The following is a 14,733-nucleotide window of genomic DNA, read 5'->3' as shown; positions in this document are numbered from 1 at the left end:
GCAGGTGAGGCGCACCGTTTAAAGGGTGATGACCTTCCGAAGACATTCGTTATCAATGGGTCGAGCAGAGCATTGGCTACGGCACCCGCCGCTTCACCACCCCCACCGACGGCGCCGCCGCCGCCAGGTCGAAGGTCGCCGTGGAGATGTTCCGCGCCATCACCCGCACCGTGTTGTTCGACCACACCGCAACGTCGAGCTCGATGAACCGCGTCGACGACACCAGCGATGCCGTTGCCAGATCGCCCGCCCGCGCCCCGGTCACCGTGACGTCGAGCAGCGCGGTCGCCCCCGGGGCCAGGCTCGGCAGGTCCCAGGACACCTCCGCCGCAAACTCGCGCCGCCCCGAGCCGAATAGCGCCCCCGTCAATAGCGGCATGCCGTTCAGTACCGCAGGCGCGATCTCCGGCAGCCCGTAGAGCCGCAGCGATTGCAGATCGATCGGCCCCCTCGAAGCCGATCACCGCCACCTGCGCATAGGGACGGCCGCGCCCACCGCTGGGCCACGCGGGATCCTCGTGCACGGCACCGCCGCCACGTCCACCACGACAAGCCGATGAGAAGCAGCTGGCCCGCCGCAGCCGGCCGCGACCCATGTGCAGCAGTCATCTCACTGTGATGAGGATCAGCCTCCGTACCCCTCTCGCAGCCGATCGATCACGCTGAGAGGCCTGGATCGCGGCAGCTTTGCTGCCTGGCGACGCGCATGTAGTTCATGGAGAACGATTTCGCCACCGGTTGCGCGCTCCAGCGTGAGTTGCCGGTTGAAGATATCGCGCGATCCTGGATGCTGCCCGATGAGCAAGAGACTCGCTTCCGGTAGCCGGTCAACGATCAGGCCCAGCATGACGTCGGCCGAGGCCGGGTCGAGCGCATCCGCCGCGTTACCGAGCACGATCCAGCGCGGACGCAACAGAAGGATCCGTGCGAAGGACAGGCGCTGTACCTCCGCCGGGCTGAGAATGCGTGTCCAGTCAGCCGCTTCGTCCAACCGTGATGCAAGATAGGCGAGGCCTACGCCGACGAGCCCGGCCCGCAGCACCGCATCGTCGTGACAGTCCGTCGCGTCGGGAAAGGCGAGCGCCTGCCGCAATGATCCCTGCGGCAGGAACGGCCATGGCCCGATGGCCATCAGGGTGTCATCGGCAGGCAAGTCCACCTGGCCGCGCCCCCAGGGCCAGATGCCGGCCAGGACGCGGAACAGCGCGCTGGCCGCCTCGGGATCGCCATCGACCAGGACGCGCTCGCCCGGCTCTACTGCCAGCGAGAGGTCGGACAAGGTCGCTGTCCCGTCGGGCGCCGCGATCCACAGATCCCGCACCCGAAGTTGCGAGGCCGGTGCGCGGTTCAGGTTGATCGCGGTCTCCCCTTTGCGCGCAGCTTCCGCGGCGGCAGTGCGGACCGCTTCCTCGAGCAACAGGACTCGTTCCACCGATGCCCGCCATCCGGCGATCACGGCCAGATTGTCGACCGGCCATGACAAGGCGGCCGTGACCTGCTGGAACGCCTGCCCCGATTGTACCAGCCGACCAAGGGACAGCGTGCCCTCGAGGAACCGTGGCACGCCCACCAGGATGGGAAGCACGCTGGCGAGGACCACGTAGCCCGAGGAGAATGTCAGCAGCCGCGCCAGCCCCACGGACTGGTCACGCCAGGATTGTGCGATGGTTTCAAAGACGGTCCTGAGCCGTTCGCGTTCCAGGGGCTCACCGCGCGCAACCGCGATAGGCTCACCGCTTTCATGGGACCGCACCAGGCTGAACCGGAACTCGGCCTCCCTTGTCTGGCGCGCGTCGGTCGCGCGCACGAGAGGCCGGCCCAGCATGAAGGCGACAACCGCGCCTGCACCGGCATAGCCGAACGCCAGGACCACAAGGTGGCCGGGCACGCCCACCCCCGCGACGCGGACCCAGCCCGAGAGTGACCACAGGATGCCGATGAATGTCACCAGCAGAAGCACACAGTAGAACAGGGTGCTGACAAGATCGACCGCGAACTCGGTCGCAATCCGGATATCCTCGGCGATGCGCCCGTCAGGATTGGCGTGGTCACCCGGGATGCGGTCGGCCTGGTAATGCCGCGCATCCTTCATCCAGTCGCCGATGACCCGCGCCGTCAGCCATCGTCGCCAGTCGAATTGCAGCCACCGGCGGACCATCAGATGCGCTGTGTTGGTCGCCATGGTGCCCAGCAGGATGAGGACGAAGATCCAGATCTGGTCCATGGCGCGGTCCGTCGAGCGTCGTTCCAACGCATCGAACAGTTCAGCGGTCCAAATATTCAGCCGGGCCACCAGCACGACCTGGGCCACGACAAGCAGGGCCAGCGTCAAGCCCAGCAGCCGCGGCCGCCAACACCTTCGCTCCGTCCAGTAGGGGCCGGAGAGCCTGACGAAGTCGCGGAAGAACCGCTTCGTGTGACCGGGTTCGGCGGTGCGGCTCATGGCCTCCCTGCACGCATGGGCGATTCCGCACAGGCTGGACCGGGACTGCCTGAAACGGAAGCGACACTTCAGACGACCGCGCCGAAGAATCTTCCAAATCCGGCAGCCAATGCCATCACCAGCGCGCCGCATCAAGCGCGCCGTCCGGCGGCGGCCGACAAGCAGGCCATCGTCGCGTAGCTCTCGTGTCATGCGCGGGCTGCCGTAGGTGCCGTTCGACAGCACGAAGGCCGACCGCACGTGCGCCAGCAGCACCATGTCCTCGTGCTGACGGCGGCAGGCCGGGCGCCCCTTCCAGGCAAGGTAGCCGCTTTGGCTGACACCAAGGACGCGGCACGGGCGGTGCACGGGGAACTCCTTCTTCGCCTCGTCGACGAGCTTGAAGCTCACCGTTCGGCCCGTCGCTCGAACCAGTGGCGCTCGGGCCTCACCCCGTCCCTGGCGAAAAAAGCGGTGGCCCGCTTCAAGATGTCCCGCTCCTGGCGGAGGATCTCGTTCTCCCGTCGCAGCCGCTTCAGCTCCGTCGCCACGTCAGGCAGCGCCGACCCGACTGGGGCGTCCGCCGCTCGGTCCCGGCTGCGGCCGATCAAGCGGACCAGCGTCGATAGCCCCACCCCGAGATCCTCCGCGATCTCGCGCTGAGTTCGCCCGCTCGTCCGAACCAGGCGCACCGCCTCGTCCTCAAATTCCTTCGTAACCGGGGGCTGCGAACCGGAAAGACGCTTGCGAGGTGCCTCTGCAACCACTGAGGGCGTCGATAGCCCAGTACCAGGAAAAATCTATGACCTGGCGACGCGTTGCAAGATCGCAGCGATGCGCCGCCCAAAATCATCGACGGAGAAGGGCTTCTTGAGAATTTCCATGCCCGCTGTCAGAAATTGACTTTGATCTGTAGCTTCCATTGCATATCCGGTCATGAACAGAACAGGCAGATTGGGACGAGTTTCACGGCCTATGTCCGCAATCTGTCGACCGTTCAACCCTGGAAGGCCCACGTCAGTTACTAAAAGATCGATCTTCCGCGAAGATTGGAGGATCGGCACCGCCTCGCTACCATTTTCTGTCTCAATTGAATTGTATCCTAGTTCCTTCAAAGATTGCAAAACAACAAGTCGAACAGAGGGGTCATCCTCGATAACCAGTACTATTTCACCGGCCCCAGTCGACGGCGGATAATTGTTCGAACCGGGGGTGAGAGGAAGACTTCCCTCATAGCGCGGCAGCAGGAGATCAATCGCTGTGCCTTTGCCTTCATCACTGGCGATTTGGATATGGCCACGCGATTGCTGGACGAAGCCGTAGATCATCGAAAGACCCAGCCCCGTTCCCTGGCCCACCGGCTTGGTTGTGTAGAAGGGATCGAAAACCCTCGCCAGGATCGCGGGCGCCATTCCACAGCCTGTGTCGACAACCCGGATCTGGACGAAATCGCCGGCAATGACGCCGTTCGTCTTGGTCGATGCATCGTCCGAAAAATGAACATTCTGGAGGCTGATCGCCAGCTGTCCACCATCAGGCATCGCATCCCGGGCATTGATGGCCAGGTTGAGAATAGCGCTTTCCAGTTGGCTCTCGTCGGCGACGGCAGGCCAGAGGTCCGCACTGACGTCGATCGTCAACTCGACGCGCTCGCCCAATGAGCGGCGTAGCAGATCCTCAACCGATTGTACGAGGGCGCTCACGTTGAGAGGTCGGCTGTCCAAGGTCTGCCGGCGGGAAAAGGCGAGCAGGCGGTGCGTCAGCGTGGCGGCACGCTGGCCCGAAGTGAACGCCGCATTCAGGTAGCGATCGACATCCTGCAGGCGACCCTGGTCGATACGCCGGCGTGCCATGTCGATGCCCCCGAGGATGCCGGTGAGCATGTTGTTGAAGTCGTGGGCGAGGCCACCTGTCAGCTGCCCGACGGCTTCCATCTTCTGGCTCTGGCGAAGCTGGTCCTCGAGGACCTTGCGCTGCGTGACGTCCCGGCCGACCCCGTAGATCGTCCCGTCCTCCGCCATGGCCGTCCAGCTGACCCAGCGATATGTCCCATCCTTGCTACGAAGGCGCATGTCGAAATCGGCCGTCATTTCGTCGCACCGGAGCGCGGCGAGGTGAAAGGCGAAACTCGCCAGATCATCCGGATGCACCAGCGCGTCCATTGATGAGCCGAGCAGTTCGGAGCGCTCGAAACCGAGCAGCTTTGTCCAGGCAGGATTGACGGATCTCTGCAGCCCGTCCGGGCCAATTACATTCAGCAGGTCCCGCGATAGGTTCCAGACCCGGTCGCGCTCCTGCGTCCGCAGCTCCACGCGTTCCTCCAGGCTCTCCGTCAACTGCCGCAGCTTCGCTTCGGAGCGCTTGATGGTGGTGACGTCGTAGATGACGCCGGCGAAGATCACGCCGCCGCCCACCGCGCGCCGATACTCGCCGCGCGAGGCAAGCCAGCGCTCGGCCCCATTATCGGCGCGCGTGATCCGGCATTCGTGGAAGGCGGCGCCGGCTTGGATCTGGCCGTCGCGGTTCTGGATGATCGCCTCGTCGTCCGGATGGACGACGGCGTTGATGGTGCGCACCGGCAGGGTCTGGGCTGGGCGCAGGCCCAGCAGGCGGCAGAATTCCTCCGACACATCCGCCGTGCCGTAGCCGCTGAGGTATTCGAAGGACCCAACGCCGCCAGCGGTCTGGGCGACGTACAGCCGCTCCTCGACCTTCCGCTGCTCGCTGATGTCGGTCAGCACGCCGGCGAGGCGCAGCGGCTTTTCTTCAGCATCGAGATGGGTGCGGCCACGGGCGGCGACCCAGCGCACCTCGCCCTGGACCACCACCCGGAAGTCGCGGGCGAACACCTCGGCCCCCTGCAACGCACCGGCCACGGCTATCCGCATCCGCATGCGGTCGTCGTCGTGGATCGGCTTGAAGAATGCGGCGCCGGGCAGCTCGGCGGTGGCGGGGTCCAGGCCGTAGATGCTGGCGAATCGTGCGTCCACGATCAGCCGGTTGGTCGCGATGTCCCACTCCCAGGCGCCCGCGGCTGCGGCCGAGACCTGCGAGTGCCGCAGCCGCGCCTGCGCCTCGTCCAGCTTCCGGCGGCTGTATGGCAATTCCTGGTTGCCGGTCCCCTGGGCGTGGTCGCGGGTGACGTCGGCCTGTGTCGCCAGCCGGAAGGCGGGCGAGCCCTCCGCGTCGCGGATGGTGGTGATGCTCAGCCGGTTCCAGAACGTCGTGCCGTCCCGTCGCCGGTTCAGGATATCGGCGGTGCCCGCGCCGGTCCGCGCGACCGACACCTCGAGGCGGTCAAACGTGCCGCGATCCGTCTCCTCGGCGTGCAGCAACCGGCAACTCCGGCCGATCACCTCCGCCGCGTCGAAGCCGGTCAGCGCCTCGAAGGCAGCATTGACGAAGATGATGGGATCGGAGGGCGTGCGGGCATCCGTGACTGCAAGCGCTATTCCGCATTGCCCGAGGATCTCGAGCCACGGCCCTGCCAGGTCGGAAAGGCGCATGAGTGCCGCTGGCTGTTCCGCGCCGGCGGGAAATTGAGGCGACGGAGATGGGTCTCGGCCACGATCAGGCACGACCACGACCAACGCTCGGAAACCGGCCTGGCTTGAACAAGGCTAGATCTCCTCGCCCATGACCTGCCGGATGAACTCGGCGATCAGCAGGCGCAGAGCCTGGATTGAAGGCAGGTCCATCAGCATCGAGATGTAGCCGCGGATATCGTGGTTGTTGATGGCGAAGTTGATGTAGAGGAAAAGCACGATCCCGCCGTCGTTATCGTGCATACGCGGCTCGAACAGCAGCGATCCGTTGCTGCGGATCACCTCGGGCAGCGACATGGTCAGGGGCTGCTTCAGCATGTTCGCCATGGTGGCGAGGCAGCTGTTGAGCACGATGTTGCCGGTTTCCGCGAGCGCCTCGTTCTCAATCGCGGACGCTTCCTCCAACGTCAGGGACGCACCGGCCACGGCACGGACCATGGCCAAGCTGTTGCTCTCGGGAAAGATCAGCAGCGCGCGGCCAGAAAAGGCGCCGTCGAAATCCTGCCGCACGGCGACCATCTGGCCGTATTCCCGCTCCCGGATCAGGGTGATGGCGCCGCTGCGGGTCACGACTTCCAGCGAGGGGACGGAAAGCAGCACCTGCTGGCCCACCATCTTGCGCAGGCTGACCGCGGCGCGGCTTACGCCGATATTCACAAGCTCGGTGAGGGCGTCCCGCTCCATATCCTCCAGCGTGACCACCTGCGCCGTCATCGCGGGGCAGACCTGAGCCGCAAGGCCGCGCCGGAGATGAAGCCGCGGATGCCCTCCTCCGTCACCGGCTTGGCGATGAAGGTGGCGTTGGCGGCGCGGGCGCGGGCGATGATCTCGTCCTGGACATTGGCCGTGGCCACCGCGAGCGGCATGCTCGGGAAGCGGGCACGCAGTTCTTCCACGAGGGCAAGCCCGTCGCGCCCCGGCATGTTGAAGTCGACGATGGCGACGTTCACTGGCTGGGCATCCACGACCGCCACCGCCTCATCCGCGTTGCCGGCCTCGATCCGTGTCCAGGCAGGCTGAAGCGCGGCAATCGCCTTGCCCATAACGATCCGGGCCAGCTTGCTGTCGTCGACGATCAGTACCGTCGTATCCATGAAGAACGTCTCCTGTGGGTCACGGCACATGGCAAGCATTGTCCCACTATAGGTCGGTCGGCAGCACATGTCTCTCCACCGCCAGGGCGGGCAACAGCAGATCCCGGAGAAACGGCGAAACAGGCTCGCCGGCCAGCCGGGGCCGGAGGGCGAGAAGGGCCTGCACCACGGCGCCATGCAGGGATTGGCAGGCCGAAAGGTCCACCACCCTGGACTCCCCGGGCTGCAGCAAAACCGTCAGCGCCTCCGCATCCTCCAGGTGGCAGGCGCCTTCCAGGCGGATGACGGTGCCGTCAAGACGGACGGTCATGCGAGAAGCTCCGCCAAGTCCAGAATCATCAGCACGCTTCCATCGGCCAGCAAGGTCGTGCCCATGATGCCCGGCGCATGGGCCAGTAGCCCGCCCATCGGACGCACTGCGGCATCCATGCGATCGACGAAGGCATCGACGCCGAAGCCTATGGGCTCACCGCGAACTATGGCGATCACGACCCGTTCAGTGGCGGCGGGACGGGCCGTGCCAAGCAGGCTGCCGAGGCTGACCAGGGGCAGCACTTGGTCGCGAAGCTGGAAGGCCTGCCCGGCCCGGACCGGGACGATACGGTCCGGCGTCAAGCGCGCCGTCTCAATCACGGCATCCAGGGGCAGGCCAAAGCGCTCCGCGCCGCAGGTCACCACCAGGATCCGCACCAGCGCCATGGCAAGCGGCAGCCGGAACTGCACCCGCGTTCCCTGTCCCGCCGTGGAGCTGACAGCGACCTTGCCGCCGAGGCTCGCCGCGGCGGCGCGCACCACATCCATGCCGACGCCGCGGCCGGACAGCGTGGTGACGGCTGCCGCGGTGGAGAAGCCTGGGGCGAAAATCAAGTCGATCACGGCCGCATCGTCCAGCCGCCCAGCATCCTCTGGCGCCAGCAGACCCCGCCGCACGGCCATTGCCCGGATGGTCGCGGCGTCGATGCCGGCGCCATCATCCGTAACCTCGATGACAACCCGGTCGCCCTCCACGCGCGCGGCCAGCCGGATGTGGCCGGCCTCGGCCTTGCCGGCCTGGCTGCGAGTCACGGGGTCCTCGATGCCGTGGTCGAGCGCATTGCGCAGAACGTGCAGCAGCGGATCCGCCAGCGCGTCCACCACCGCCTTATCGACCTCGACCTCGCCGCCCACCACCTCCAGCGCCGCCGTCTTGCCGAGGGAGCGCGCGATGTCGCGCACCAGGCGGGGAAAGCGGGCCATGAGCGGCGCGAGCGGCACCAGCCGGACCCGCCCGACCGTGGCGTGCAGATCGCTCGCGAGGCGGTCGAGCCGCGCCTGCCGCGCGCGCAGCGCCTGGCTGAGCACGTGCCCGCCTGGCAGCGCATCGGCCTGGGCTGCGAGCTCCGAGAGCCCGGCCTTGGCGATAACGAGGTCGTCCGTCAGCTCCGCCAGCCGGTCGAGCCGCGCCGCATCGACGCGGAGCGTCCGCCGCGCGCCCGCCCCATCCATCGCCGCGACCGGTTCTGCCGCGACGAGTTCGGCGAATTGCACCTGGTCCGCGACGAGCCGGAAGCCCGCCTCGACCTCCGCTCGCCCGGCGCCCGAGAGGGCCTCGATCACCAGGTTGCAGGTGAAGGGATCGTAGGGGTCGGAGGCATCCCAGGGCACCCGCGCGGAGAGGCGGAGCGCCCTCAGCCTCGGTACGGCGGCGACAATGGCGATCGGGTCATCGCCAAAATAGTAGCAGTCGCCGCGCGGCACATAGCGCAGGGCGATGCCCGCCAGCCCTGCGAATTCGGCTGGGATGGTCCAGGACGGTTTCGCCTCGGCTGGCGCGTCATCCCGGAGGCGGCCTGCCAAGGCTTGGCCAAGGGCGGCCGCATCGGCCGGTAGCCGACCGTCGCGCTCCAGTGAATCGAGCCAGCGATCCACCTGGTCCACCACTTCGACCAACGCAGCGACGTCACGGCCGACGCCGTCGCGGATGGCGGTGAGCCGGTCCTCGGCGGCATGCAGCAGCAGACCCATGGCTTCCAGGTCAAACAGCCCCGTCGATCCCTTCAGCGTGTGCAGGGCGCGGAAGCAGGCCTCCATAGCCGTCGCATCCTCCGGCCGCAACGCCAGTGCCGACAGCCCGCGCCCCGCCTCGGCGACCAGCTCGCGCCCCTCGACCAGGAACTGAGCCATCAGCTCCCCTGTCATGGGGCGGCGGGCCGCTGGAACACGGTGGCGTCCTCGAAGCGGCGGGTTTCGAAGCGCGGGCTGATGCGGCTCATCGACTCGGTATGGCCGAGGCAGAGGAAGCCGCCGGGTGCCAACCGGTCGTACAGCGTGCCTGCCGCGACCAGGCGTGACTCGTCATTGAAGTAGATCAGCACGTTGCGGCAGAAGATCACGTCGAAGATGCCATGCGCCGCCATGCTGGCTGTATCGATCAAGTTGGCCGGGGTGAAGGTCACCGATTCGCGCAGGTCCCGGATGATCCGCCGACGGTGCCGCTTCGCCGGCTCGAAATAGGCATCGCGCAGCTTGGGCGGCAGGCGCGACAGGGCGCGCTCCCCATAAAGCCCCTCCCGCGCCGCTTCCAGCGCCCGTGTGTCAATGTCGGACCCGATGATCTCGATGTTGTAGGCATCGACCAGCCGCCAGTTCTCCAGCAGCCAGATCGCGATGGAATAGGCCTCCTCTCCGGTGGAGCATGGGACCGACCAGATGCGGATCTTGTCGCCGGGCCGCCGGGTGGTGATCAGCGCCGGCAGCAGCGACCGGCACAGGCAGGCGAGCTGGTGCTCCTCGCGGTAGAAATAGGTCTCGTTGATGGTGAAGGCGTTCACCAGCGTCTCGCGCTCCGCCGCATCGGTGCGCAGGTGGCCGAAATAGGCGGCGAATTCGGTGATGCCCGTAGCGGTGTAGCGATCGGCCAGCCGCCGCTCGATGTAGTAGCGCTTTGCCTCACCGAACAGCATTCCGGTCTCGCGGTAGAGGAAGGTGCTGAGGCGCTGCAGCTCCGCGGTGCTCAGGGGTGCGGCGCTGGTCATGGCGCCGCGACCAGCGCGGCCAGGCGCGCCGCAATGGCCTCCAGCGGAGCGATCAGGCTGGCGCCGCCGGTCTTCACCAGCTCGCCGGGCATGCCCCAGACCACGGCGGTCTCCTCCGCCTCCGCGATTGTGCGTCCGCCCGCCTGCCGCAGCGCCGCCATGGCGGCGGCACCGTCATTGCCCATGCCGGTCATCAGCACGCCGATCAGCTGTTGCGGCGGCAGGTGGGCCAGGGCGCTGGTGACCAGGCGATCGACGCTGGGGTGCCAGCGATGGCTCGGGCTCGCGGGGGCCGGCAATGCGATGGGGCCGCCGGCCCGCAGGCTGACCATCATATCCGCATCGCCGCGGGCGATGTGGACGACGCCTGCCAGGATCGGCGTCGGCCGCGTGACCTCCGTCACCTGGAGCGCACAGAGGCCATCGAGGCGCCGGGCGAGGGAGGCGGTGAAGGCCGCCGGCATGTGCTGGGCAACCAGGATCGGCCAAGGGAAGCTCGCCGGCAGCTGCGACAGCACCGCCTCCAGCGCCGGCGGGCCGCCGGTGGAGGTGCCGATGATCACCAAGCCCGGAAGCGCGCCGCCCGTCGCCGGCACGGCGCCGATGGGCGGCCGGGCGACAGGGGATGCGGGCGTGCGTGCCCGCAGACGCTCCGCCAGCCGGTGCGAACGGCGAAGGCGAACCTGGCTGGCGGCACGCACCTTCTCGATGAGGACGGGCGCGAAGTCGTCGATGGCGAGTGAGACGACGCCACCCGGCTTCGGCACGAAGTCCACGGCGCCCAGCTCAAGCGCCTCCAGCGTCGCCTCGGCGCCTTCCGAGGTCAGGGAGGACACCATGACCACCGGGCAGGGGCGCTCCACCATGATCCGGTCGAGGCAGCTCAGCCCATCCATGCGCGGCATCTGCACATCGAGCGTGACCACATCCGGCCGGAATGCATGCAGCTGGACCAGCGCCTCCGTGCCATCACGCGCAAAGGCCACCTCGAAGCCGCCATCCGCCTCGAAGGCCGAGCCCAGGACCCGGCGCATCAGTGCGGAATCGTCGACGACCAGGATCCTGATCATGCGGGGGAGGGGTTTGTCGTCAGGTCCCGCAGCAGGTCGGCCTCCGCCTGGTTCAGCAGCGCGGCCGGATCGATCAGCAGGATCACGCGGCCGTCGTGTTCGATCGCGCGGTCGAACTGGCCGGCACCGGTGCCCGCCAGTTCCGGCGCCGGCAGGATGTCGGCCCGGGCGACCTCCAGGATCTCCGTCACCGCATCCACCGTGAAGCCGGCCTGCAGCCTGCCGAGGGTGAGCACGAGGATACGTTCCCCCACTTCGCTGTCGCCCGCCACGCCGAAGCGACGGCGCTGGTCGATGACCGGAATCACGCGACCCCGCAGGTTCAGCAGGCCCCGCACATAATCCGGCGCCTTCGGCAGGCGCGCCAGCATGCCGGGCCGGCGCACCACCTCATCGACGGCGCCGATCGGCATGCCGTAGCTTTCGCCGCCGAGGCGGATCACCAGCAGGCGTTCACGCGCCGCGGCGGGGGTGGAAGCGGCGGTCGCCATGCTCGCATCCTTCTGCTGGTCCACAGCCGTCAGCTGCGCCGCGACGCGGTCATCGGCCAGGAGGCCCGCGGGCGAGAGGATCGCCACGACGCCGCGCCCATCCGCCTGGCGCAGCACCTGGCCGATGCGTGCCTCACCGCCGCCCGTGTTGAACAGGCTCGGCGCCGGGCCCACGCGGTCGGGCGCGACGCGCAGGATGGTGCTGATGCGGTCCACCACCAGCGCCATGCGCTGGCCCGCCACCTGTGTCACAACGATCTGATCACGGCCCGTGGGCGGCCGGTCCGGCAGGCCGAGCAGCAGGCGCAGCGACAGGGCCGGCAGCACCGCCTCGCGCAGGGTGAAGACGCCGAGCAGCAGCTGTTCGGTCTGCGGCAACGCGGCGATGGAAGCGGGCAGGGCCAGCACCTCCGCGACGGTGTCGATCGGCAGCGCGAAATCCTGCTCCGCCAGGGTGAAGGCGAGGAAGGCCTGGTCATGCCGCGCCGGGGCTGCGGGGCTGGCCCGCACCTGCGGGCGCGGCGCGGCGCGGCCTGCGGCACCACGAACCGCCGTGGCGAAGCGCGCCTGCAGGATCGCGGCCAGGTCCAGGGCCTCGGCGCCATCCGCCTGTTCCAGCATCAGCCGGCCCGGCCCGGGCGATGCCGGGCCATCCACGGCCTCGAAGGACTCGACGGCATCGACGGCCAGGCCGAGCGGCGGGTCGTGGCGCAGGACCACGATGCGCCCCACCGCAGCTTCTGCCTGCCCCGCCGTGTCCAGCAGTTGACGCAGCGACAGCACGGGCAGCACGCTGCCGCGCAGGGGAATGACGCCCAGCAGCCCCGGCGGGCCGTTCGGCACGCGGGTCATCCGCCGCGGGCGGATCACCTCCGCCACGCCGCTGGCCGCGAGCGCCAGGCGCACCCCGCCCGCCCGCACCGTGAGCCGATGGCCCCCCTGAGCGGACACGCCCTAGCGATCCGGCGCCTGCTGAAGCTCGTTCGCCAACAAGGCGATTTCCTCGATCGCGACGGCGAGGTCGTCCGCGGTCTGCGACTGCTCGCGCGCCGCCGCCGCCGCCTGGGTCGCGGCGCCGCTGGCCTGTTCCGCCGCCGCGGCGATCTGACCGATGCCGGACAGCACCTCCGCGCTCGCCGCCACGATGGTCCGGCTGGTCCGGGCCAGGTCCTCGGCGCCGGCCTGCAGGCTCTGGCTGTCCTCGGCGACGAGGCCCAGCCGCTCCTCCAGGGTCTGGTTCCGCTGGATCTCGGCCTCCGACATCAGCGCGATCTGGTCCACCTCGCGGCGGACCCGGGCGATGCGCGCGACGATCGCGACCAGAAGGTCCTTCACCGATTCCGCGTTCTGCGCCGCGTCGCGGGCCAGTGTACGGACATCGCCCGAGACCGCCGCGAAGCCGCGCCCGGCTTCCCCGGCGCGGGCCGCCTCGACGCCACCGCTGGTCGCCAGCATCGTCGTCTGCACCGCGATCAGGCCAAGCCCATCGACCACCCGGCCTACCGCCGTGGCCTGCGTCTCCAGCCCCTCGATCAGCGCCTGCACGTCCTTGTTGCCAGCCACGGCGGTGGCGACGCCCTCGGCGAGGCCCGCGACGGCGAGACGGCCCTCGGCCAGCTGCGCCTGGATGGTCGCCACCCGGGCCACCCGCGCGCGCGCGCTGGCATCGAAGCTGCGCGCCGTGGTCTCGATCTGCGTCATGGCCGTGCCGGCCTGCTGCGTCGCCGCCGCCTGGAGCTGCGCGCCGCGGCTGATCTGCTCGATGGCGACCAGGATCTCACCGGCCGAGCCCGAAAGCTCCTGCACCGTTGCCGACAATTCCTCCGCGGCCGCGGCCGAGCCTTGCGCGGCTTCGGCGCTGGTGCTGCCGCGGACCAGCCGGTCCGCCATCTCGGCCAGCGCGGCGGCCGCGGCCTGGCTCTGGTCGAGTGCGGTCGCCTGCTGTTCGACCGCCGCCTGGGCTTGCGCGGTGGCCGCCGCCTGCTCCTCCGCGGCGCTCGAGATGATCTCGGACCCCTTGCGCGCCTCGTTGATCGCGATGACCGCATCGACCGCGGCGCTGAGGATGGACTGGCTGTCCTCGCCGAGGGCCGCCATTTCGCTGCGGATCGAGACCAGCGTGGTGCCGACCCGCGCGGCGGCCCGGGCCTCCCCTTCCGCCACCGCGGCGGCCTCGCGCAGGCGGCCGGCCACGTCGCGCACCGAGGCGGCAATGGCTTCCGCCAATGTCTTGATATCGAGCGACCGCAGCTCCGCGGCCCGAGCCAGGGCGCGGATATCGTCGGCGATCACGGCGAAGCCGCGACCCTCCTCGCCGGCGCGCGCGGCCTCGATCGCGGCGTTCAGCGCCAGCAGGTTGGTTTGGTCGGCAATATCCGCGACGCTCTGCGTGATCTCGCCAATTCGCGCGGCATGCGCCTCCAGCGCCCCCACCACCTCTACCACCGCCAGTTGCCGCTGCGCATTCGCACCCACAGCCCGGATCGAGGCATCGATGGCGGCGCCGGACTGGATCAGCAGTGTCTGCAGCGCATCGGTGCGCTGGCGCGACGTCTCCGCCAGTCCCCGGGCCTGTTCGAAGGCGGCCGCCATGCCCACCACGGCGGCCAGCGATTCATGGGCCGATCCGGCCGCCTGCTCGGCGCCGGAGGCGATCATGGTCAGCGATCCGCGGAGCTCCTCCACGGCGCTGGCAGCTTTGGTGATGCCGCCGGCCAGTTCCAGGCTGGTGGCCACCATCCGGTCGCCGGCATTGTCCTGGCCGGCGGCGGCCTTGCGCCGCGCTGTTGATCTCGGCGTAGGGCTCAGGGTGTCCGGGGAGGGCGCCCTTGGTATCTTCAAGCGGCCCGTCAGGGCCGTCGTCTTCACCAGCGCCATTGTAAATCCAGAATGCGACGAGGTTACCGAATGCTGCCCGACCCCACTCTCCGTCCGTGCAGTGTGGTCAGCAGCCAGTCCTAACTTGTTTGTCGGGGTGTGACGAGCGGCGATGGCCTCACCGGCTGGCTGGCATCTGCCCGGTCCCGGTCCCGGTCCCGGTTCCGGTTCCGGTTCCGGTGACGCGCAGACGCAGCGCTCAAGCTCAATCTGTCCGTCA

The 14,733-nt window shown here is 68.6% G+C and carries 11 protein-coding genes and 1 pseudogene; all 12 read right to left on the bottom strand.

The window, feature by feature from the left end:
* Positions 1-76: 76 nt before the first annotated feature.
* Complete coding sequence (locus ACFHPP_RS10485) at positions 77-379, bottom strand: hypothetical protein (protein WP_437163208.1); 303 nt, start codon at positions 377-379, stop codon at positions 77-79.
* 246 nt (positions 380-625) lie between these two features.
* A complete protein-coding gene (locus ACFHPP_RS10480; protein ID WP_437163239.1) occupies positions 626-2,443 on the bottom strand; it encodes an ABC transporter ATP-binding protein/permease in 1,818 nt (605 codons plus the stop codon).
* 117 nt (positions 2,444-2,560) lie between these two features.
* A pseudogene (locus ACFHPP_RS10475) lies at positions 2,561-3,189 on the bottom strand (IS3 family transposase); the annotation flags it as partial.
* A gap of 33 nt (positions 3,190-3,222) precedes the next feature.
* Positions 3,223-5,928: a PAS domain-containing protein gene (locus tag ACFHPP_RS10470; protein ID WP_437163207.1), complete on the bottom strand. Its 2,706-nt coding sequence runs from the start codon at positions 5,926-5,928 to the stop codon at positions 3,223-3,225.
* Positions 5,929-6,042: 114 nt separating this feature from the next.
* Positions 6,043-6,681, bottom strand: a complete 639-nt coding sequence (locus ACFHPP_RS10465; protein WP_437163206.1) for a chemotaxis protein CheC — start codon at positions 6,679-6,681, stop codon at positions 6,043-6,045.
* Positions 6,678-7,061 carry a response regulator transcription factor gene (locus tag ACFHPP_RS10460; RefSeq protein WP_437163205.1) on the bottom strand — a complete coding sequence of 128 codons (384 nt, stop codon included), beginning with the start codon at positions 7,059-7,061 and terminating at the stop codon, positions 6,678-6,680. Before ACFHPP_RS10460 ends, ACFHPP_RS10465 begins: the two co-directional genes overlap by 4 nt.
* Before the next feature lie 46 nt (positions 7,062-7,107).
* Positions 7,108-7,371 carry a hypothetical protein gene (locus ACFHPP_RS10455; RefSeq protein ID WP_437163204.1) on the bottom strand — a complete coding sequence of 88 codons (264 nt, stop codon included), beginning with the start codon at positions 7,369-7,371 and terminating at the stop codon, positions 7,108-7,110.
* A complete protein-coding gene (locus tag ACFHPP_RS10450; protein WP_437163203.1) occupies positions 7,368-9,224 on the bottom strand; it encodes a chemotaxis protein CheA in 1,857 nt (618 codons plus the stop codon). The genes ACFHPP_RS10455 and ACFHPP_RS10450 overlap by 4 nt, the downstream gene beginning before the upstream one ends.
* Positions 9,225-9,235: 11 nt before the next feature.
* Positions 9,236-10,075 (bottom strand): CheR family methyltransferase, encoded by an 840-nt coding sequence (locus ACFHPP_RS10445; RefSeq protein ID WP_437163202.1) that lies wholly within the window; start codon positions 10,073-10,075, stop codon positions 9,236-9,238.
* Positions 10,072-11,145, bottom strand: coding sequence for a protein-glutamate methylesterase/protein-glutamine glutaminase (locus ACFHPP_RS10440; protein ID WP_437163201.1), 1,074 nt, complete (start codon positions 11,143-11,145; stop codon positions 10,072-10,074). The genes ACFHPP_RS10445 and ACFHPP_RS10440 overlap by 4 nt, the downstream gene beginning before the upstream one ends.
* Entirely contained in the window at positions 11,142-12,587 is a 1,446-nt protein-coding gene (locus tag ACFHPP_RS10435) for a chemotaxis protein CheW (protein ID WP_437163200.1), read from the bottom strand. The genes ACFHPP_RS10440 and ACFHPP_RS10435 overlap by 4 nt, the downstream gene beginning before the upstream one ends.
* A gap of 3 nt (positions 12,588-12,590) precedes the next feature.
* Positions 12,591-14,513, bottom strand: a complete 1,923-nt coding sequence (locus ACFHPP_RS10430; RefSeq protein ID WP_437163199.1) for a methyl-accepting chemotaxis protein — start codon at positions 14,511-14,513, stop codon at positions 12,591-12,593.
* Positions 14,514-14,733: the final 220 nt, after the last annotated feature.

The sequence above is a fragment of the Falsiroseomonas sp. E2-1-a20 genome, assembly GCF_051433195.1.
Lineage (GTDB): Bacteria > Pseudomonadota > Alphaproteobacteria > Acetobacterales > Acetobacteraceae > Falsiroseomonas.
This window is presented reverse-complemented; position numbering and strand designations above follow the sequence as displayed.

What these genes read in the sequence shown, in the direction of transcription:
- ACFHPP_RS10455 (WP_437163204.1), bottom strand. Translation starts at nt 7,371, where the DNA reads ATGACCGTCCGTCTTGACGGCACCGTCATCCGCCTGGAAGGCGCCTGC.
- ACFHPP_RS10430 (WP_437163199.1), bottom strand. Translation starts at nt 14,513, where the DNA reads ATGGCGCTGGTGAAGACGACGGCCCTGACGGGCCGCTTGAAGATACCA.
- ACFHPP_RS10470 (WP_437163207.1), bottom strand. Translation starts at nt 5,928, where the DNA reads ATGCGCCTTTCCGACCTGGCAGGGCCGTGGCTCGAGATCCTCGGGCAA.
- ACFHPP_RS10445 (WP_437163202.1), bottom strand. Translation starts at nt 10,075, where the DNA reads ATGACCAGCGCCGCACCCCTGAGCACCGCGGAGCTGCAGCGCCTCAGC.
- ACFHPP_RS10485 (WP_437163208.1), bottom strand. Translation starts at nt 379, where the DNA reads ATGCCGCTATTGACGGGGGCGCTATTCGGCTCGGGGCGGCGCGAGTTT.
- ACFHPP_RS10440 (WP_437163201.1), bottom strand. Translation starts at nt 11,145, where the DNA reads ATGATCAGGATCCTGGTCGTCGACGATTCCGCACTGATGCGCCGGGTC.
- ACFHPP_RS10460 (WP_437163205.1), bottom strand. Translation starts at nt 7,061, where the DNA reads ATGGATACGACGGTACTGATCGTCGACGACAGCAAGCTGGCCCGGATC.
- ACFHPP_RS10465 (WP_437163206.1), bottom strand. Translation starts at nt 6,681, where the DNA reads ATGACGGCGCAGGTGGTCACGCTGGAGGATATGGAGCGGGACGCCCTC.
- ACFHPP_RS10480 (WP_437163239.1), bottom strand. Translation starts at nt 2,443, where the DNA reads ATGAGCCGCACCGCCGAACCCGGTCACACGAAGCGGTTCTTCCGCGAC.
- ACFHPP_RS10450 (WP_437163203.1), bottom strand. Translation starts at nt 9,224, where the DNA reads ATGGCTCAGTTCCTGGTCGAGGGGCGCGAGCTGGTCGCCGAGGCGGGG.